Source organism: Enterococcus sp. AZ035, from assembly GCF_050548325.1.
In the GTDB taxonomy this organism is placed as follows: Bacteria; Bacillota; Bacilli; order Lactobacillales; family Enterococcaceae; genus Enterococcus; species Enterococcus faecalis.
On the sequence record NZ_CP172958.1, the window covers coordinates 1,436,615 to 1,455,918 of the forward strand.

21 protein-coding genes are annotated in these 19,304 nt (G+C 37.0%); 2 read left to right on the forward strand and 19 right to left on the reverse strand.

Features of this window, described 5'->3' with window-relative positions:
- Positions 1-70: 70 nt before the first annotated feature.
- The gene (gene ccpA / locus IGL32_RS06935) at positions 71-1,072 is read right to left on the reverse strand and encodes a catabolite control protein A (RefSeq protein ID WP_002357319.1); all 1,002 of its coding nucleotides are present in this window, start codon (positions 1,070-1,072) and stop codon (positions 71-73) included.
- A 214-nt stretch (positions 1,073-1,286) separates the two neighbouring features.
- On the opposite strand from ccpA, the gene IGL32_RS06940 reads away from it, so the two are divergent.
- Positions 1,287-2,390 (forward strand): aminopeptidase P family protein, encoded by a 1,104-nt coding sequence (locus IGL32_RS06940; protein WP_002361926.1) that lies wholly within the window; start codon positions 1,287-1,289, stop codon positions 2,388-2,390.
- A 120-nt stretch (positions 2,391-2,510) separates the two neighbouring features.
- Here the strand turns inward: IGL32_RS06940 and IGL32_RS06945 are convergent, their stop codons facing one another.
- From IGL32_RS06945 to hprK, 6 genes are all read right to left on the reverse strand, one after another.
- Positions 2,511-3,098, reverse strand: coding sequence for a YtxH domain-containing protein (locus tag IGL32_RS06945; RefSeq protein ID WP_002381831.1), 588 nt, complete (start codon positions 3,096-3,098; stop codon positions 2,511-2,513).
- A gap of 15 nt (positions 3,099-3,113) precedes the next feature.
- Positions 3,114-3,545, reverse strand: a complete 432-nt coding sequence (locus tag IGL32_RS06950; RefSeq protein ID WP_002357316.1) for a DUF948 domain-containing protein — start codon at positions 3,543-3,545, stop codon at positions 3,114-3,116.
- A gap of 177 nt (positions 3,546-3,722) precedes the next feature.
- Positions 3,723-4,619, reverse strand: a complete 897-nt coding sequence (gene galU / locus IGL32_RS06955; protein WP_002357314.1) for a UTP--glucose-1-phosphate uridylyltransferase GalU — start codon at positions 4,617-4,619, stop codon at positions 3,723-3,725.
- Between the two features lie 11 nt (positions 4,620-4,630).
- Complete coding sequence (locus IGL32_RS06960) at positions 4,631-5,653, reverse strand: NAD(P)H-dependent glycerol-3-phosphate dehydrogenase (RefSeq protein ID WP_002357312.1); 1,023 nt, start codon at positions 5,651-5,653, stop codon at positions 4,631-4,633.
- Between the two features lie 68 nt (positions 5,654-5,721).
- Entirely contained in the window at positions 5,722-6,555 is an 834-nt protein-coding gene (gene lgt / locus IGL32_RS06965) for a prolipoprotein diacylglyceryl transferase (RefSeq protein WP_002381830.1), read from the reverse strand.
- 17 nt (positions 6,556-6,572) lie between these two features.
- Entirely contained in the window at positions 6,573-7,508 is a 936-nt protein-coding gene (gene hprK / locus IGL32_RS06970; RefSeq protein ID WP_002357309.1) for an HPr(Ser) kinase/phosphatase, read from the reverse strand.
- A gap of 209 nt (positions 7,509-7,717) precedes the next feature.
- On the opposite strand from hprK, the gene IGL32_RS06975 reads away from it, so the two are divergent.
- Positions 7,718-8,680 carry a GIY-YIG nuclease family protein gene (locus IGL32_RS06975; RefSeq protein WP_016633920.1) on the forward strand — a complete coding sequence of 321 codons (963 nt, stop codon included), beginning with the start codon at positions 7,718-7,720 and terminating at the stop codon, positions 8,678-8,680.
- Positions 8,681-8,714: 34 nt separating this feature from the next.
- Here IGL32_RS06975 and IGL32_RS06980 read toward each other — a convergent pair whose 3' ends face one another.
- The 12 genes from IGL32_RS06980 to prfB all read right to left on the reverse strand — a co-directional run bounded on the left by IGL32_RS06980 (position 8,715) and on the right by prfB (position 19,293).
- Positions 8,715-9,071, reverse strand: coding sequence for a phage holin family protein (locus IGL32_RS06980; protein ID WP_002357307.1), 357 nt, complete (start codon positions 9,069-9,071; stop codon positions 8,715-8,717).
- Positions 9,071-9,394 carry a PspC domain-containing protein gene (locus IGL32_RS06985; protein ID WP_002357306.1) on the reverse strand — a complete coding sequence of 108 codons (324 nt, stop codon included), beginning with the start codon at positions 9,392-9,394 and terminating at the stop codon, positions 9,071-9,073. Before IGL32_RS06985 ends, IGL32_RS06980 begins: the two co-directional genes overlap by 1 nt.
- Positions 9,395-9,468: 74 nt before the next feature.
- On the reverse strand, positions 9,469-11,070 hold the full coding sequence (liaX, locus tag IGL32_RS06990; protein ID WP_002364070.1) for a daptomycin-sensing surface protein LiaX: 1,602 nt from the start codon (positions 11,068-11,070) through the stop codon (positions 9,469-9,471).
- A 209-nt stretch (positions 11,071-11,279) separates the two neighbouring features.
- Entirely contained in the window at positions 11,280-11,957 is a 678-nt protein-coding gene (gene phoU, locus IGL32_RS06995; protein ID WP_002357304.1) for a phosphate signaling complex protein PhoU, read from the reverse strand.
- Positions 11,958-11,971: 14 nt separating this feature from the next.
- A complete protein-coding gene (pstB, locus tag IGL32_RS07000) occupies positions 11,972-12,730 on the reverse strand; it encodes a phosphate ABC transporter ATP-binding protein PstB (RefSeq protein WP_002357303.1) in 759 nt (252 codons plus the stop codon).
- Between the two features lie 10 nt (positions 12,731-12,740).
- Positions 12,741-13,550, reverse strand: a complete 810-nt coding sequence (gene pstB, locus IGL32_RS07005) for a phosphate ABC transporter ATP-binding protein PstB (RefSeq protein WP_002357302.1) — start codon at positions 13,548-13,550, stop codon at positions 12,741-12,743.
- Positions 13,551-13,566: 16 nt separating this feature from the next.
- Positions 13,567-14,451: a phosphate ABC transporter permease PstA gene (gene pstA, locus IGL32_RS07010; protein WP_002357300.1), complete on the reverse strand. Its 885-nt coding sequence runs from the start codon at positions 14,449-14,451 to the stop codon at positions 13,567-13,569.
- Complete coding sequence (gene pstC, locus IGL32_RS07015) at positions 14,451-15,371, reverse strand: phosphate ABC transporter permease subunit PstC (protein WP_002357299.1); 921 nt, start codon at positions 15,369-15,371, stop codon at positions 14,451-14,453. The genes pstA and pstC overlap by 1 nt, the downstream gene beginning before the upstream one ends.
- Positions 15,372-15,493: 122 nt before the next feature.
- A complete protein-coding gene (locus IGL32_RS07020; protein ID WP_002397362.1) occupies positions 15,494-16,348 on the reverse strand; it encodes a phosphate ABC transporter substrate-binding protein PstS in 855 nt (284 codons plus the stop codon).
- A 174-nt stretch (positions 16,349-16,522) separates the two neighbouring features.
- The gene (ftsX, locus tag IGL32_RS07025; protein WP_002364071.1) at positions 16,523-17,407 is read right to left on the reverse strand and encodes a permease-like cell division protein FtsX; all 885 of its coding nucleotides are present in this window, start codon (positions 17,405-17,407) and stop codon (positions 16,523-16,525) included.
- Entirely contained in the window at positions 17,400-18,086 is a 687-nt protein-coding gene (gene ftsE / locus IGL32_RS07030) for a cell division ATP-binding protein FtsE (RefSeq protein WP_002361935.1), read from the reverse strand. The genes ftsX and ftsE overlap by 8 nt, the downstream gene beginning before the upstream one ends.
- A gap of 105 nt (positions 18,087-18,191) precedes the next feature.
- Positions 18,192-19,293 (reverse strand): peptide chain release factor 2 gene (gene prfB / locus IGL32_RS07035; protein ID WP_111997025.1). Its coding sequence is split into 2 segments (ribosomal slippage): positions 18,192-19,220 and positions 19,222-19,293, totalling 1,101 coding nucleotides; the frame shifts between segments, so codons are not numbered across the junction.
- Positions 19,294-19,304 lie beyond the last annotated feature (11 nt).

Sequence of the window (19,304 nt, forward strand, 5' to 3'; positions counted from 1 at the left end):
GCTCATTTTTAGGTATCAAAAAACGGCTAAACTAAGAGTTAACGCTCTTAGTTTAGCCGTTTAATTCAATTTATTTTGTTGAACCTTTTTGATCAATTCCATAAGGTAAAACAACTGTTTTTTCTTCAATTTCTTCTTTGTTCATTAGTTTTGTTAATAAACGCATTGACACGGCACCGATATCATATAAAGGTTGTGTAATACTTGATAGACGTGGACGAGAGACTTCTGTAAGCAATGAGTTATTGCTTGTAATGATTTCAAATTCTTCTGGAACTTTCACACCAGCATCTAGCATCCCATCTAATAAGCCAATTGCTAGCTCATCATCTGTAACAAAGGCAGCAGTTGCCCCACTATTACGGACACGCTCAGCCAAATTAATGCCTGCTTTAAATTTATATTCAGATTCAAAAACTAAGCCTTCATTATAAGATAAGCCATTTTCGGCTAAAGCTTCTTTGTAGCCTTTCATTCGGTTTTGACCATTAATTGGATCGATTAATGCACCACTAACAAAAGCAATTTTTTTGTTTCCATTTTTCGCTAAAGTCGCTGTTGCATCTTTCGTTGCTTCTGTGTAATCAATATTAACGCTACCAACTTGTTCGTCTGGATCAATTGAACCTGCTAAGACAACAGGTGTTTTTGAACGTGAAAATTCACCACGAATATCATCTGTAATGCGATGACCCATAAAGATAATCCCATCTACTTGCTTGGCAAGTAAATTGTTTAATACAGTAACTTCTTTTTGATCGTCTCCATCTGAATTAGCTAAAATGATATTGTATTTATACATTGTAGCTACGTCGTCAATGCCACGTGCTAATGAAGCAAAAAATGCATTACTAACATCTGGAATAATGACACCCACTGTTGTCGTTTTTTTACTTGCTAAACCACGTGCGACTGCGTTAGGACGGTAATCTAAGCGATCAATCACTTCTAAGACTTTTTTACGCGTTGCTGGTTTTACATTGGGATTACCATTGACAACACGAGAAACAGTAGCCATAGATACATTTGCCTCTCTAGCAACATCATAAATTGTAATTGTTTGTTTTTCCATGTTTCTTCTCCTATAAATATGAATTTGTTCTCATTTTCTGAAAACACTGTTTACATTTCTTTCCTAGCCTAGAATATCAAAATTCTTCTATTTTTGCAACCGTTTTATCGTTTTTTCATGAAAATTTACTTTCCATTTCAAAAGGAACTTTTTGTCATTTCATGTTATGATAGTACTGTGATTCACTTCAGAATAAAAGAAAGAAGGATGTTTTATGAATCAAGAAAAAATTGCCGATTTAAAAAATTGGATGCACCAAGAAAAGATTGACTTCACTTATATTAGTGATCCTGGTCATATCGCTTACTTTTCCGGTTACGAAAGCGAACCTCATGAACGCGTGTTAGCTTTGTTTATCGCTGCGGACGACCAATCATTTTTATTTACACCTGCATTGGAAGTCGAAGATGCCGAAAAGAGTAGTTGGACTTATCCCGTTTATGGTTATTTAGATAGCGAAAATCCTTGGGAAAAAATTGCGGCTTTATTAAATAAACGAACACAAGGCACACCACGCTTTGCTTTAGAAAAACAAGCTCTTTCTTTAGCTCGTTTCGATCAATTGAAAACCTATTTCCCAGCTAGCGATTTTTCGCATGATGTTACGCCTTTAATTGAAAAACTTCAATTAATTAAAACAGAACCTGAAATTCAACGTTTACTAGAAGCTGGTAGTTGGGCTGATGTCGCTTTTGAGATTGGCTTCAAAGCAATTCAAGCAGGCGTTGCGGAACAAGAAATTGTTGCAGAAATCGAGTATCAATTAAAACGTCAAGGTATTCGCTCAATGAGTTTTGATACGTTAGTCTTAACAGGAAAAAACGGAGCTAGTCCTCACGGGGTACCTGGCGAAACAAAAATTGAGCCCCATGACTTAGTGTTATTTGATTTAGGTGTCGTTCATAATGGCTATTGTAGTGATGCCACACGAACAGTCAGCTACTTGGAACCTTCTGATTTCCAAAAAGAAATTTATGGAATTGTCTTAGAAGCACAATTAGCAGCAACTGAAGCGGTGAAACCTGGTGTTACAGCAGGCGAATTAGATGATATTGCCCGAGGTGTAATTACAAAAGCTGGTTATGGTGAATACTTTAACCATCGCTTAGGCCATGGCATTGGAACCACTGTCCATGAATACCCATCGCTAGTTCATGGCAATGATTTAGTCATTGAAGAAGGTATGTGTTTCTCTATTGAGCCCGGTATTTACATTCCTGGAAAAGTAGGCGTTCGTATTGAAGATTGTTTACACGTAACGAAAACAGGCTCCGAACCATTCACTAAGACAACCAAAGAATTGCAAATTATTCAATAGCATAAAAATAAAATGAGGCCATCAGTCAACCGGACTGATGGCCTCATTTCTAAATTTTAAGGTAAGCCGCTGAACAAAAGCAACACGATCCGTTGCTAACTTTCATAAGCTAAACGCTTGTTACCCTTTAAATTCTTTTTTTACGTCTTTCGCTGCATCTTTAACATCTTCTTTTGCTTCTGCAGCTTTTTCAGGAACATCTTTGGTGGTTTCTTTTGCTTCATCGACACCAGCAGAAACAGTTTCTTTGGCCGCTGCCGCAGAATCTTTAACGTCAATATAGATATCTTCTGCTGCATCTTCGGCAATTTCACCTAAATCTTCTGCGTGATCTTGAGCATCGTCAGCTGCTTTTTTAAATTGATCAGATAAATCACCTGTTTGTTTTTTAAAGTTATCAAGCATGTCGCCAGAAACACCTTGTGCTTTATCCAATGAATCTTTTGTTTTTTCTTTGACAGAACCTGCCAAATCAGAGGCTTGATCTGATAAAACGCCGGCTTTTTGTTTTGCGATTTCTGTTAATTCTGTTCCTTTTTGAACAGCATAATCTGTGTAATCTTGCGCTTTGTTTTTTAAATCATCTGTTTGATTTGATAAATCATCACGTAATTCTTTACCTGATTTTGGTGCAAGTAATAATGCGGCAACGGCTGCTGCTGTTCCACCAATTACTGCTCCTAAGAAAAATCCGCCTTTTTTAGCCATAAAAATCTCCTCCAATTAGTTATTTGTTTTTTTATTTTTTGAACGCATTGCTCTAAAAGCAGAACCGCCTACTTTACTCACTAAACCAGCTTTCGCTGTGCCTTTCCCTACGGTTCCTACCTTTGTAATCAAATGTTTACTTGAGGTGTTCAATTCAGAGACACTTTCGCTTAAATCAGCAACGGCCGTAAACAACGGATCAATCGTTGCCACTTTTTGATTCACATCTGTCAATAGTTCATTACTTTTAACAAGCAAGCCTTCCACTTGGCGACTCAATACATTCACATCGCTAGTCACGACTTTGATTGTTGTATTTGTTTCATCAATTGTATCTTCAATTTTTGAAACAACTTGAGAGACTTTATATAACACAAGTACTAAAAAGATGACTAAAACAACAAATGCTACCGCTGCAATTAAGGCAGCAATTTCCCCACCTGACATATCATTACTCCCCTCTGAAATTTTATTTATAATCTTAGGATAACACCAACTTATATTTTTCACAACTCATAAAGCTAAGAATGACAATTTATTTTATAAAATTCTCATGCCCTTTTCTTTAAGAAAAAAAGCGTAAAATTTCCTTCTAACGAATTGAAATTTTACGCTTATTTTTATTTATTTTTCTTTTGGTTGCTCTTTTTTCGCTAATTGAGCACCTAAATTAATAATGTATTCTCGTAAATTATCTTTTACTTCTGGATGAGTCAAACCATATTCAATGCTTGTTTTCATAAACCCAAATTTATCGCCAACGTCGTAACGTTCTCCTTTAAACTCACGAGCAAAAACGCGTTGTGTTTTATTTAAAGTGTCAATCGCATCTGTTAACTGAATTTCGTTACCAGCGCCTGGTTTTTGATTTTCAAGTACATCAAAAATTTCAGGGGTTAATAAATAACGGCCGATAATCGCTAAATCACTTGGTGCTTCCTCGGGTTTTGGTTTTTCAACAAAATTCTCGACATTGTATAGTCCTTTTTCGATTTCTTTTTCTGGGTTGATAATACCATATTTTGAAGTATCTTCATGGGGTACTTTCATTACCGCAATTGTCGAAGCATGTGTTTGTTCGTAATCATCCATTAATTGTTTCGTTAATGGCACTTTATCTTCCATTAAATCGTCGCCTAACATCACGACAAAAGGTTCATTGCCAACAAATGCTTTCGCTTGTAAAACAGCGTGTCCTAAGCCTTTCGGATGGGATTGACGAATAAAATGTAAATTAACATCCGTTGTTTCTTCGACTAATTTCAATAAATCGGTTTTATTTTTTTCTTTTAAGTTATTTTCTAATTCAACATTTGAATCAAAATGATCTTCAATCGGACGTTTGGCTTTGCCTGTCACAATTAAAATATCTTCGATTCCTGAAGCTAGTGCTTCTTCTACAATAAATTGAATCGTTGGTTTATCAACAATCGGTAACATTTCTTTTGCCATCGCTTTGGTAGCCGGCAAGAAACGTGTTCCTAACCCAGCTGCTGGAATAACTGCCTTTTTAACTTTCATCTTTTTTCCTCCTAAAAATCAAGTGTAAATTCGTTTTCGGTTTTGCCATCGCGCAACATGATTTCTTTTGCTGCTTGTTGTACATCTTCGTCATTGTACAAGACATTGTAGATTGTTTCTGTGATTGGCATTTCGACTTCTAGTTGTTGTGCCAATTCATAGGCTGCTTTAGTTGTTGAAACACCTTCCACAATCATGCCCATGTTTTCTAAGACTTCATCTAACTTATGGCCTTTTCCTAATAAATTACCCGCACGCCAATTTCGAGAATGGACACTTGTACAAGTAACAATTAAATCCCCAACACCACTTAAACCAATAAATGTTAATGGGTTTGCTCCCATCGCAACCCCTAAACGACTAATTTCTGCTAAACCACGAGTCATAATTGCCGCTTTGGCATTATCACCAAAGCCTAAGCCATGAATCGCTCCGGCGCCCAAAGCAATAATATTTTTTAAGGCCGCCCCTGTTTCTACACCAATCACATCATCATTCGTATAAATTCTAAAGTAATCATTCATAAACAACTCTTGCACATACACAGCGTCTGCTAAATTTTCGCTTGCTGCTGTAATGGTTGTAATGTCATGAACAGCGACTTCTTCTGCATGGCTTGGACCAGATAAAACCACAATCCCTTGCCGTTTTTCTGCTGGAATCTCTTCCGCTATCACTTCTGAAATCCGCTTATGTGTACCTTGTTCGAGCCCTTTACTTGCATGAATAATAATTGGTTTTGTTTTTAAATGTTGGGCCACTTCTTGTGCTACTGAACGAATGGCTTTAGTTGGTACCACAAACAGTACCGCATCAACATCTACTAAAGCAGTGGCTAAATCAGTGGTTGCCTGAATTGAAGTAGGTAAGATTAATTCTGGTAAATAATGTTTGTTGGTGTGTTTTGTATTTATTTCATCGATTTGCTCTGGTTTATTTCCCCAAATACAGACCTCGTGTCCATTTTCGGCTAATACTTGAGCTAAAGCTGTCCCCCAGGAACCTGGACCTAAAACAGCGACTTTTTGTTTCATCGGTGAAACTCTCCTTTCGCTAAACAACGTTACTTCTTTAGTTTACCATATTCTTCAATCAAGTTGGATTAAGAAGTTGTTATTTTTTTCTTTTGTTTCTCCCGATTGTAAAATTTCAAATTGGGATTTCTTCTGCGAACGATCACAATAACAATTGCTGCCACGAACATCACTAAAGACAACAATTGTGAGACACGAATGTTACTAAACGCATACAAACTGTCCATCCGTAAGCCTTCGATGAAGAAACGGCCGAAAGAATACCATATTATATAACCTAAAAAGACTTCGCCTTCTTTTAAAAAGTGTGGCTTTTTGCGTAATAACACTAAAACGATAAAGCCTAAAACATTCCAGACAGATTCATATAAAAATGTTGGTTGATGATATGTTCCGTTGATATTCATGTTATCAATGATAAACGTTGGTAAATGGAGATTTTCTAAAAATTGTCTGGTGGTCGCTGGCCCATAGGCTTCATGATTCATAAAGTTGCCCCAGCGACCAATTGCTTGCGCTAAAATCACACTTGGTGCGGCAATATCTAAAAAAGTCCATGTAGAAATGAAACGATGACGCGTAAAGAAAAACAGCGCCAGTCCCCCACCAATAAGACCACCATAAATCGCTAAGCCACCATTTCGAGTAAAGAAAATTTCAATCGGATTGTCTACATAATCTTGCCATTGAAAAGCGACGTAATACAAGCGCGCGCCAACAATTGCTGCAGGTAATCCCCAGAGCATAAAGTCAAAGACATCATCTTCTTTTAAACCAACACGAACGGCTTCACGACTACTTAGCCAAACAGCTAAAGCAATCCCTGAAACAATAATAATTGCATACCAATAGACGGGAATACCGAAAAGGCGAAATGCAATTGAATTTACTTGGGCTAACATCATCACATCTTCTCCTTCTATTCTCCTGAATTTTCTTCAATCAAACGGGTTAAGCGCTCTTCGAACGTTTTTGTTGCATCATAGCCCATTGTTTTCGCGCGGAAGTTCATTGCTGCTACTTCAATGATAATGGCCACATTTCGGCCGGTCTTAACAGGAATACGAATCTGAGGGACATCAACGTTAGCTATTTCAACCATTGCATCATCACTACCAAGACGATCATATTTCTTGTCTTTTTCCCATGCCTCTAAATAAACGACCAATTGAACTTGCATAAAGCCACGGACCGCACTAGCTCCAAACAGGTTCATGACGTCAATAATTCCGATACCACGAATTTCAATTAAATGCTGCAAAATTTTTGGTGGTTCTCCAACCACGGTTAATTCATCTTGCTGATAAACATCGACGCGATCGTCTGCGATTAGCCGATGTCCACGTTTAATAAGCTCTAAAGCTGTTTCACTTTTACCAATACCGCTATCTCCTTGAATCAAAACACCAAGTCCATAAACATCAACTAAAACCCCATGGACACTTGTCCGAACAGCTAAACGGCCATCTAAATAACTGGATAGTTCCCCTAGTAAACGGGAAGTTGAAATCGGTGAACGTAATACAGAAACCCCATTTTCTTTTGCTGCTGTAATTAATTCTTCGGGGATTTCTAGTCCTCTGGATACTATAAAGGCTGGAGTATCTTTCGCACATAAACGGCGCATCACTAATAAACGCTCTTCAGGCATCATTCGTTCTGCAAAGGTAATTTCTTTGCTCCCAAATAATTGTAAACGGTCATGGGAATAATAATTAAAATACCCAGTTAATTCTAAACCTGGCCGGGAAATTTCACCAGTTTTAATTGTTCTATTTAAGCTTTCTTCATCTCCGTATACTACTTCTAAAGAAAGATTTTCTACCAGTTGATAAATCTTTACCACTTCTGTCATATCGAATGTCAGTCCTTTCTGCTACTTGTTATATTTTATCATTTAAAAATACAAGTTTCTAGCTATTCACTAGATAATTCCTAGAATTATCATATTTCAAAAAAATGAAACTATTTTTCAGTGAAATTATCTATGCTATTTCTGTTACTTGACTATTTCAGAAAACTTTGTATACTTGAAGCCGATCCTTTTAAGAAAAGAGGAAACTTATGAAAGAATATTTAAAGGAAAAAGCCCATCAATTACCGTTAACACCGGGTGTTTATTTAATGAAAGACGCAACCGACACAATTATTTATGTGGGTAAAGCCAAAAAATTAAAAAATCGCGTGTCGAGCTATTTTATTAATAGTAATCAACATTCTCGAAAGACGATGCGTTTAGTCAAACAAATTATAGACTTCGATGTTCTCCATACTGACACAGAATTGGATGCGCTCCTCCTAGAATGTCAACTGATTCAACAGTATCGGCCGCGCTACAATCGCCAAATGAATGCTTATGAACAATATTCTTATGTATCGGTAGCCGTTAATGAGCGGCAATTAGAGATTAAACTCTTAAATATTCCCACTAAAGAGAACTGTTTTGGTCCTTATTCGATTCGCCGAAAATTAAACCGTTTAAAAATAATTTTGGATAGTATCTACGATCTCGTCCCAACCAACTATTGGCATCAAACCTTTCAAAAAGAGAGTGCCATTCCGACCGAACTATTTCAACAAGAATTGTTCGACTTTTTCCATAATCAAGGACGAGAACCAATCAAACGAATTGCTCAACAAATGCAAGAGGCTGCTGAAAAACAAGCCTTCGAAAAAGCGGCAAAACTCAAAGAAGATTGGCTCTTTCTGACGCGCTTTGCAAACCAAAATCAACGAATTAGTCAAGCTAACCAACGAGATTGGCAACTGATGTGGTTACCTTGTCAGAAAAAAATCAAATACTATTTAATTTACCAAGGCTTGGTGGTAGCAACACGTGTTGTTACTAAACAAACGTTTCAAAAATATCCACCGCTTGAACTAGCAAAAAAAATCATGCCCAAAAAACCACCGAAAACAATTGAGCATTACTCGAAGCAACAAGTTGATTTTTTAAACATTTTATATGGCTATATCAGCCGCCATCCAGAATGTCACCTAGAAAATTTAACCATCGAAAAAGCCTGAAGAACGCATTTTATGCTGCGCTCTTCAGGCTTTTTTATTCATATTTAGATAAATTGTGATCCGTAACGATCGTATTGACAATTGACATAATTACAGCCATTAGCACCGCTGCCCAAAAACTTGAGAAGCCAAAGTTCATTTCCCCCACAAAAAACGAGGTCATTTGTAAAATCGCTGCATTGACAACAAAGCTAAATAGACCAAACGTTAATAAAGTAAATGGGAGCGACAAGATTGTTAAGACTGGTTTCACCAACATATTTAGGATTGAGAGAACAAAGGCGGCAATAATTGCAGGCATTATGCCTCTCACATGAATCATGCCAGGAAAAACAACTGATAAAGAAATGAATGTCAGTGTATTAACAACCAATCGCTGAAAATATGTCATTAAAAGTCACTCCATTCGTCATCATCAATTTTTTCCGCTTCTTTACGTTGCTTTTTATTGGCAGCATAAGGATTTTCATTGCGAACATTTCTATTATAAGGATTTTGATGGCCGTAGCCGCGATCGCTTCCTGTTCTTCCAGAAGGGATCAAGACTGCTAAGGCAATGTATAAGAGAATGCCTGGAAATCCTGCTGAGAAAAAGCTGAGCAAGACATAAACGACACGAATAATTGTTGGGTCAATTCCTAGCCAATCAGCAATCCCAGCTAAGCTTCCTGTTAAAACCACGTTATTCGGAGATTTTGTTAGTTTTCTTTTCATATGTTTTCACCTCGTCTACTAAATTTTACACTAGAAAGGCTGATTCGTCAGCCCATCTAGCTTAAAATTATTAATTATTTATCCGTATCTTTTAGGAAAATACTTCCCGTTGTTGTAGAAGCATTAATTTGAGCCATTGATTCTTCCAGTACACGTCTAAAATGTAATTGTTGATTGCCGCGATCTTTCTTTTCACGAACAACTTCAATATCTGTTAAACGGCTGTTAATACTACCTAAATTCGTTTTCACTTGCCCTTCAACGCCTAAGTCATTTGGCAAGGCCAACTTGATATTCCCATTTGCAGAGCTTGCTTCAACACGGCGAAGCGTTTTTTCTTTAGCTGTAATGCGGATATCTCCATTAATCAGAGAGACACTTAGACTTTCTGGTGCCGCGGAAATAGACACATCACCATTGACTGTTTCAATAATGTTATCTAAAATCGTTCCTTCTAGGACTTTAATTTCACCATTCACGCCTTCAATTTCTAACATAGTTGCATCAATTTTTTTAAACGTAATCGTCCCATTCGTTGATTTTGTGTAAACATCTTTCGCTGTTAACTCTTCTACTAAGACATTTCCGTTTAATAATTTAACAGATACATGATCGTAAGTGCGTTTTGGTAAATAGAACGTTAAATCTGCTTTCACCCGTTTGTTTGGCACTTGGAAAGAAATCGTTTCATCATCCACATCAATGTCACTTCGTTCTAAGAAAGCTTCCATTGGTGAATCTCCTGCCATTTTACCATATAATTTGATTTTTGCTTCGACTTTCACATCTTCTTGATCCCAAGTTTTGAAAACCACGGTACCATTTGCTACCTTGACATCAATTAAACTTGCTTGTGGATTTGGATAGTTAAATTCATGTTCAAACTTAGTTGTTGCCACACCAGGAACTTTCATTTTAATGTCTTTCCATTCCACATTATCATTCATGGTATCACTGAAAGAATTAAATGTTTTTTTCAAGAATTCTCCCACTTGGCCGCCAACTTCGGCAACTTTGCCGCCGACTTGGTTAAAGGTGTCTGTGGCTTGATCTTTCCACTCTTCAGAGAATTGAGAAGAAACTTTTTCTTTTGTATCATTCCATTGACCTTTCCATTGTTCTTTGCGAATGTTTTTTAGTTCTTCTTCCAGTGCTGTTTTTTCAGTACTTTGAGTCGCTAATTTTTCTTCTAATTGTGCAAGTAAAACGTGCAAGTCTTTTCGTTGAACTTGTTCATCTTCTGTTAATGCATCTAACTCTTCTTTTGTATCTAATGTTCCAATTTCTTCTACGACTTCTTTAATTTCTTCTTTGATGCCGGCAATTTCTGCGTTGACTTCGTCCAATTCAGCCGAAGCACGATTGGCTTTTGTTGCTAACTCATCAAGAATTCTTTCTAAGTTTTCACGATCTTTTTCTGCACTGTCCTGTGTATTTTCTTCAAACGGATCAACAGTAGGTCCTTCTGATTCGCCTTTTTCTAATGCATCCATTAAATCTGCGACTTGATCTTCTTTATTTGTTGTTCCAATATTTTGTGTATCGACTTTTTCAGCAGCTTTTTCGATTTGTTTTTCATCTTTTTCAGTTGCCATATTTTCTAATAAAATTAACGCTTCTTCTGACGTTAGAATACCTTTTTTCACTAATTCTAATACGCGTTCTCTTTCTTTCATGGATATTGCCTCCTTAGCAAATTTTTCACTCAATAGTGTTTTCCTTACATGCATTATTATGCCTTGTTTTTGATCATTTGTCATAGGACTTAAGAACGATTTCTTCTCATTAGTAAGGACTAGTTTTATAAAATCAGTTCATTTTACGCTAAAAAAACTAGGAATTGGTCTAAAAAAGGCCGTCTCCTAGTTTTTTTTATTTGTTTTTCTTAAAATTGTTCGTCACGATTACTATTCAATTCGGTAATTTTACCAGTTGCCAAGTAAACAATCCACTCACAAATATTTGTGACATAGTCGCCAATTCTTTCCAAGTATTGTGCCACATGTAGATAATCAGTTCCGCTAATGACCGTTTCTGGATTAGCTTTCATTGCTTCTACGGCATGTTTGTAAATACTATCGAAATATTCATTAGTACGATCATCCATTTGTGCAATCATTCGTGCATCTTTTTGATCCGTTTTAACATAGGCGATTAAAACATTATCCACCATTTTTTTCACATAATCAGACATATCTGAAATTTCTTTTTCAATTTCAGGAATACGTGTTTCTCCTTTTAAGCGAATCGTTGATTTAGCAATTGAAACGGCATGGTCCGCCATTCTTTCTAAATCCGAACTAGCTTTCATAACAGTAATAATCATACGTAAGTCTGTTGTCACTGGTTGTTGTAACGCAATCATTTCAAAACTCTTTTTCTCAAGTTTGACTTCCATATCATTAATTTCAATATCGCGATCAATCACTTCTTGAGCCAATTTTTTATCATGATTAATATATGCCTTCACGGATTTATGGACGGCACTACTAACCATCATACCCATTTCATAAAATTGATTGTGCAGATTCAATAGTTCTTCTTCAAATTGTGTCCGTAACATTCTTTTTCCCCCTTTTAACCAAATTTACCAGAAATGTAATCTTCTGTTTGTTTTTCTTTTGGATTTAAAAATACTTTTTTCGTGTCATTAAATTCAATTAAATCACCTTGTAAAAAGAAGGCCGTTTTATCAGAGATCCGTGATGCTTGTGACATATTATGTGTCACCATAATCATGGTATATTTCTCTTTTAATGTTAACAGCATGTTTTCAATTTTACCACTAGAAACTGGGTCCAAGGCGCTAGTTGGTTCATCTAATAAAATAATATCCGGTTCCACAGCTAAAACACGAGCGATACAAACCCGCTGTTGTTGTCCACCAGAAAGTGAAAGTGCACTTTTGTGAAGTTTATCTTTGACATCCTCCCAAACGGCAGCAGCTTTCAAACTGGTTTCAACTGCTTCATCTAAGACTTGCTTGTCTTTGACTCCTTTTAGGCGCAAGCCATAAATCACATTTTCATAAACTGAAAACGGAAATGGATTAGGTTGTTGGAAAACCATGCCAATTTCTTTACGTAATTCAACGTTATCTGTTTTCGGTCCATAAATATCTTTTCCTTTATAGACGACACTTCCAGTAATAGTTACGTCTGGGATTAAATCATTCATACGATTCAAGCAACGTAAATACGTTGACTTCCCGCAACCAGAAGGACCAATCATGGCAGTTAATTCTCCTTGATTAAAAGTTAAATCAATACCTTTCAATGCTTCTTTTTTCCCGTAATATAAATGTAAATCTTTTGATGAAATAATTTCTTTGCCCATCTTGCTCCTCCTAACCAAAATGTCCTGAAACGTAGTCTTCCGTTGCTTGAATTTTTGGTCGTGTAAAGATTTTTCTTGTATGATCGTATTCAATGACTTTACCCATATAGAAGAAAGCTGTATAGTCACTAATCCGCGCCGCTTGTTGCATGTTATGTGTCACAATGATGATCGTGTAATCATCTTTTAAATTCACTAACGTTTCTTCAACCGTTCCTGTTGAAATCGGATCTAACGCGCTTGCCGGTTCATCTAACAATAAAATATCTGGTTTCATCGCAATTGCCCGAGCGATACACAAACGTTGTTGTTGCCCACCAGACAGAGCTAAGGCGCTTTTATTTAAGTTATCTTTCACTTGATCCCAAAGTGCGGCTTGCTTCAAACTTGTTTCAACGATTTCATCTAATTTTTTCTTATCCTTTTCACCGTGCTGTTTCAATGCGAATGTGATATTTTCATAGATAGATTTACTAAATGGATTGGGCCGCTGAAAAACCATGCCAATGCGTTTTCTCATTTCGTAGACGTCAACTTCTTTCGTATTGACATCGACATCTTTATACATGATTTTTCCAGTAACACGTGAATTGGCAATGCCATCGTTCATACGATTTAGCGAACGTAAATACGTGGATTTACCGCAACCAGAAGGTCCAATTAAGGCGGTTATTTTGTTCTTTTCAAATTGCAAATCAACACCTTTGATAGCCTCATTGTCCCCGTAAAAGACATGTAAGTCTTCCGTGTGTAACGCAATCGGGTCTTTTTGGCTATCTAGTTGAAGTAAATGGGTATCATTTAAATTGTATTCTTTCATGCTAATTCCCCTAACATTAAGCTGATGTCATTCTCTTATAAAGACGGTTGCCGATAAAACGAGCGCCGAAATTGAAAAGTAAAACTACTAAAATTAACACAGCGGAGGCACCTGCTGAGACCGCAGCGCCATCTGGCATCGTTCCTTCGGTATTAATTTTCCAAATATGCACAGCCAACGTTTCCGCTTGACGGAAAATGCTAATTGGACTTGAAACGCTCAATGGATTCCAATTACTGAAATCTAAGGCAGGTGCGCTTTGTCCTGCTGTATAAATTAACGCAGCGGCTTCACCGAAAATCCGACCAGAACTCAAAATAACACCTGTCAAAATTCCTGGTAATGCTTCTGGCAAAATAACTTTTTTAACTGTTTCCCAACGTGAAAGACCTAAGGCTAACCCCGCTTCACGCTGTGTATAATGAATGGCTTTCAAAGATTCCTCAACATTTCTAGTCAATAATGGTAAGTTAAAAAATGTTAATGCTAACGCACCTGATAAGATTGAAAAGCCATATCCGATTTGTACAACGAAAATCAAGAAGCCGAACAGCCCGACAACAACGGAAGGCAATGAACTTAAAATTTCAATCGAGGTACGAATTAAATCAGTTAACCAATTCTTTTTCGCATATTCCGATAAGTAAATTCCAGCACCCAATGAAATTGGAATACTAATAATCATTGTAATCAATAGTAAATATAGTGAGTTAAAAAGCTGAATACCAATCCCACCACCAACTTGATAGGCTCTGGATGGTTGTGTTAAAAATTCCCACGAAATATGTGGAATTCCTCTAGCTAAAATGTAAATCAGTAAGGCCGCCAAAATTAAAACAATGACGCCAGATACGGCATATAAGATACCTGTTGCGATTTTATCTGCTTTTTTTGCATTCATTATTTTAAGGCTCCTCTCTTACCGATAATTCGGATAACAATGTTGAATAGTAAAGACATCAACAATAGAATCAAGGCTAAAGACCAAAGAACGTTGTTTTCAACTGTTCCCATAATTGTATTCCCAATCCCCATTGTCAAAATACTTGTTAGTGTCGAAGCTGGTGTTGTCAAACTAGTTGGCATCACAGCTGCATTTCCGATTACCATTTGGATTGCTAAGGCTTCACCAAACGCACGAGCCATACCAAAGACAACCGCAGTTAAAATACCAGGCACAGCTGCCCGCAAGACAACTTTATAAATCGTTTGCCAACGCGTAGCACCAAGCGCCAACGACGCTTCACGATAATGTCGAGGTACAGCTTTTAATGCATCTACGGTCATCGTAGTAACCGTTGGTAAAATCATGACAAATAGCACAAACGTACCAGCTAAAATACCGAAGCCAGTTCCGCCAAAGATTGAACGGACAAAAGGAACAATGACAGATAAACCAATAAATCCATAAACAACAGAGGGAATCCCTACAAGTAATTCAATAACTGGTTGTAAAAATTTCGCTCCTTTTTTAGGTGAAATTTCTGTCATAAAAACAGCCGCTCCAATCGCAAATGGCGTCGCAACAATCGCTGACAAAAACGTTACAATAAAGGAACCCGCAATCATTGGTAAAGCCCCAACCATGGGTTTACCGTCTGCGCCGATATCACTTGGGTTCCAGTTTGTTCCAAATAAGAAATCAAACACATTAATCTTATCTTTAAAGAATGTAGCAAGTCCTTTACTTGCAACAAAATAGAAAATTGAAACAACCACTGCTACAATTAAGGCAATACATAGGAAACTAATAAATTTCCCTCGTTGCTCCATCTTGGCTCTTTTCGATTTTGTTAATAATTTTTTCTGTACATCTTCCAAGAATATTTCCTCCTCAAACAATCCAACTTTTACAGATAAAAATAGTGTACCTTTTTTACATCAATTTGTTTTTAATAACATGTAAATTTTATGTTAAGTTTGTAAATTTTGTGTTAAGAGAATTATTTAATGACATTTCCTTGCCAATCCCGTTCAATTTCCATTTTCGAAACAGGAATATACCCTAATTGACCAATCACACGTTCTTGGATATCATCTGACAACATAAAGTCTAAAAACTCTTTGGTTAAATCACTTGGATTTTTACGAGTGTACATGTGTTCATAAGACCAAATAATCCATTTATTGTTCATTACATTTTCATCTGTTGGCTGAACACCATCAATACTTAACGTAGCTACTTCATCAGTAACATATGAAAATGCGGTATAACTAATCGCTCCTGGTGTATCAGAAACAATGGAACGAACCATGCCGCTGGAATCTTGTTCTTGCGCACGAATGGCTGTTTTATCTCCCAAGACCCACTTTTCAAAAGTAGCGCGCGTACCACTACCGGCCGCTCTGTTCAAAATAACAATTTTTTGGTCTTTCCCGCCAAGTTCTTTCCAGTTTGTTACTTCACCTAAAAAGATTTTCTTTAAATTTTCCATTGTGATATCTTTGACACCGACATTTTTGTTAACGATTGGTGTAATCCCAACGACAGCAACTTTATGATCAATTAAGTCTTCCGCTTTGATGCCCTTTTTCTCTTCTGCAAATAAATCAGAATTACCAATGTCTACCGCACCAGATTGGACTTGACTCAGACCTGTTCCGCTTCCGCCACCTTGGACATTAATAAATCTTCCCGGATTTTGGCTTTGATATTCCTCACTCGCTGTCTCTACTAATGGTTGTAAAGCTGATGAGCCTACCGCTGTGATGGATTCACCACGATCAATCCATTTTGCACATCCTGTCAAAGTAAGTATACTTGCCAAACCAATAAATAATAGCAATCTTTTTTTCATCGATTCATTATTCCTCCAATTAATTTCAATCTATTCTATTTTACCATTATATGTAGGACTTGAAAATTATAAGTTATCAATTTGTTGGTACAACTGAGAAAACTCTTAAATTAAATAACAAGTATTTTAAAACTAAAACAAAAAAAGCTCTCCAAAATGGAGAGCTTTTTTCGTTTAAATTTTCAAGAAACGACGCATTGAAATAACTGAACCTAGTGATCCAATAATCATTCCTGTTGCAATCATTAATAGATTGACTTTCCAGATAAAATCTTCTGGACGAATTAATGAATAATTCGAACGCAATAACTGCGGGTTAAACATGTTATAAACTTGATGGTAGCCTAACGTCATAATAATGACTGGCACGATTGCGCCAATCAACCCAATCCAAGCACCTTCTAAGAAGAACGGCCAACGAATGAAACTGTTTTTCGCTCCTACAAGACGCATAATTTGGATTTCTTTTTGACGAGATAAAATCGTAATCCGAATAGTGTTGGAAATTAAGAACACTGCAACGAATAAAAGTAATGCAGCAGCTGCTAAGCCCCAAGTTCGAACGGTTTGAGCGATTTTAAAGATTTTGTCTGAGTTTACACCACCGTAATCGGCTTTAAAAACACTTGGGAATTTAGCTGCTTGTTTCGCAATATCTTTCGTGTCTTCTGGTGTTTTTGCACGGACATAATACACGTCGTATAATGGGTTACTGTCGCCTTCGAAAAGATTCCAGGCATCCCCCATTTGTTCTTGGATTTTTTTCAATTGTTGATCTTTGTTTGAATAAGAAATATCTTCAACATTGTCTAATCCTTTAAGTTGTTTTTCTAATGTTTTCATTTCATTTTGTTTTGTACCAATATCGACAAAGACAGACACTGTCACGTTTTTTTCGATATCATCAGCAAGTTTCGTTGCATTAAAAATAACGCCCATAAAAATACCAACTAAAACTAATGTAATTGTAACCGCACTTGCTGAGGCAACAGTCATCCAACCGTTCCGTTTTAAACTTTTGATACTTTCAAATAAATGAGAAAAGAATGTTCTAATCATCGTAGCCGTATTCTCCTTCCACTTGGTCACGGATAATGCGACCATTTTCAATGGCAATAACACGGTGACGAATCGTATTTACAATTGTACTATTATGCGTTGCCATCACGACTGTTGTTCCTTGTGCGTTAATCCGGTCCAACAATTTCATGATTTCCCATGAATTCTCTGGATCTAAGTTCCCAGTTGGTTCATCGGCAATTAAAACTTTCGGTGTATTTACGATTGCTCGTGCAATGGATACCCGTTGCTGTTCCCCACCAGAAAGTTCGCTTGGAAAAACACGTACCTTATGTTTTAGACCGACTAAATCTAAAACTTCCATCACGCGTTTTTTGATTTCGCGAGGACGCCGTCCGATAACTTGCATCGCATAGGCCACGTTCTCATACACAGTTTTCTTTGGTAATAGTTTATAGTCTTGGAAAACGATGCCGATTTCACGACGTAAATAAGGAACTTCTTTATTTTTTATTTTCATTAAATCATGACCTGCAACTGTCAAATTACCTTTTGTTGCTTTTTCTTCACGATACATTAATCTAATAAAGGTTGATTTCCCTGCACCTGAGGGACCAACCACATAGACGAACTCGCCTTGGTCAATCTCTACTGAAATATTTCGAATCGCTGTTGTACCATTCGAATATTTCTTCATTACATCTTTCATTTCAATCATGGCGTTCTCTCCATCTCTTTTTTCTTCAATCCTACTCATTATAACATGTCAATATTGCAAACTTCTTGCATTAAGTTACATTTTTATTTCAATTTAATGAAGAGCTTAACTTAAGCGCTGTTTTAAGTAGGCATCAATGAAACCATCAAGGTCTCCATCCATCACAGCTTGTACATTGCCGGTTTCGTAATTTGTCCGATGGTCTTTGACCATTGAATACGGATGGAACACGTAAGAACGGATTTGTGAGCCCCAGCCAATTTCCATCTGTTCACCACGTAAACTTGCTGCTTCTTGGGCTTTCTTTTCCATTTCCAATTGATATAATTTGGCTTTTAACATACTCATTGCTTGCTCACGGTTTTTTAATTGAGAACGTTGTGCTTGGCTTGCGACAACGGTGCCTGTTGGAATATGTGTAATTCGAACAGCCGATTCTGTTTTATTAATATGCTGACCACCGGCACCACTTGCTCGATAGGTATCAATTTTTAAGTCATCTGGATTGATCGCAATTTCTATTGTGTCGTCTAATTCAGGCATTACATCAACTGAACAAAACGAAGTATGACGGCGTTTAGCGGAATCAAAGGGCGAAATCCGCACAAGACGATGGACACCTTTTTCAGATTTTAGGTAACCATAAGCATTGTAACCTTTGATTAATAAGGTGACACTTTTAATCCCTGCTTCATCTCCAGCTTGGTAATCCAACGTTTCAACTTGGAAACCGTGACTTTCTGCCCAACGTGTGTACATTCGTAAAAGCATACTTCCCCAATCTTGTGATTCAGTACCACCGGCACCAGGGTGTAATTCAATTAGGGCGTTATTATGATCATATGGCTCATTTAGTAGTAAGGATAGCTCATACGTTGTTAAACGTTCTTGCAAGAGATGAATTCTTTCTTCCAATTCTTCTTGAATCTCTGCATCATATTCTTCTTGTTGTAATTCAAACATCACCGTTAATTCGTCAAGTTCCTCAGAGAGCTGATGAAATTGTTGATATTTTTCTTTCAAACTATTGGTTTCGTTAATTAGCTTTTGAGCCGTTTCTGTGTTGTCCCAAAAACCAGGTTCTCCCATCCGATTTTCCGCCTCGGCAATGTCTTCTTCTAACTGGTCTAAGTCAAAGAGACCTCCTGAAGCTAGTAATTTTTTGTGTCATTTCGTCTAATAATGTACGAATTTCTGGGTTTTCCAAAATGATTCCTT

Bases quoted from the DNA above. Each gene is read 5' to 3' on its own strand.
- IGL32_RS06960 (WP_002357312.1), bottom strand. From the start codon at position 5,653: ATGAAACAAAAAGTCGCTGTTTTAGGTCCAGGTTCCTGGGGGACAGCT.
- lgt (WP_002381830.1), bottom strand. From the start codon at position 6,555: ATGTTAGCCCAAGTAAATTCAATTGCATTTCGCCTTTTCGGTATTCCC.
- galU (WP_002357314.1), bottom strand. From the start codon at position 4,619: ATGAAAGTTAAAAAGGCAGTTATTCCAGCAGCTGGGTTAGGAACACGT.
- ftsE (WP_002361935.1), bottom strand. From the start codon at position 18,086: ATGATTGAAATGAAAGATGTAATGAAGAAATATTCGAATGGTACAACA.
- pstB (WP_002357303.1), bottom strand. From the start codon at position 12,730: ATGGGCAAAGAAATTATTTCATCAAAAGATTTACATTTATATTACGGG.
- IGL32_RS06975 (WP_016633920.1), top strand. From the start codon at position 7,718: ATGAAAGAATATTTAAAGGAAAAAGCCCATCAATTACCGTTAACACCG.
- IGL32_RS06985 (WP_002357306.1), bottom strand. From the start codon at position 9,394: ATGAAAAGAAAACTAACAAAATCTCCGAATAACGTGGTTTTAACAGGA.
- IGL32_RS06950 (WP_002357316.1), bottom strand. From the start codon at position 3,545: ATGTCAGGTGGGGAAATTGCTGCCTTAATTGCAGCGGTAGCATTTGTT.
- pstA (WP_002357300.1), bottom strand. From the start codon at position 14,451: ATGAATGCAAAAAAAGCAGATAAAATCGCAACAGGTATCTTATATGCC.
- liaX (WP_002364070.1), bottom strand. From the start codon at position 11,070: ATGAAAGAAAGAGAACGCGTATTAGAATTAGTGAAAAAAGGTATTCTA.
- hprK (WP_002357309.1), bottom strand. From the start codon at position 7,508: ATGACAGAAGTGGTAAAGATTTATCAACTGGTAGAAAATCTTTCTTTA.
- IGL32_RS06980 (WP_002357307.1), bottom strand. From the start codon at position 9,071: ATGACATATTTTCAGCGATTGGTTGTTAATACACTGACATTCATTTCT.
- IGL32_RS07020 (WP_002397362.1), bottom strand. From the start codon at position 16,348: ATGAAAAAAAGATTGCTATTATTTATTGGTTTGGCAAGTATACTTACT.
- IGL32_RS06940 (WP_002361926.1), top strand. From the start codon at position 1,287: ATGAATCAAGAAAAAATTGCCGATTTAAAAAATTGGATGCACCAAGAA.
- ftsX (WP_002364071.1), bottom strand. From the start codon at position 17,407: ATGATTAGAACATTCTTTTCTCATTTATTTGAAAGTATCAAAAGTTTA.
- phoU (WP_002357304.1), bottom strand. From the start codon at position 11,957: ATGTTACGGACACAATTTGAAGAAGAACTATTGAATCTGCACAATCAA.
- pstB (WP_002357302.1), bottom strand. From the start codon at position 13,550: ATGAAAGAATACAATTTAAATGATACCCATTTACTTCAACTAGATAGC.
- ccpA (WP_002357319.1), bottom strand. From the start codon at position 1,072: ATGGAAAAACAAACAATTACAATTTATGATGTTGCTAGAGAGGCAAAT.
- IGL32_RS06945 (WP_002381831.1), bottom strand. From the start codon at position 3,098: ATGGCTAAAAAAGGCGGATTTTTCTTAGGAGCAGTAATTGGTGGAACA.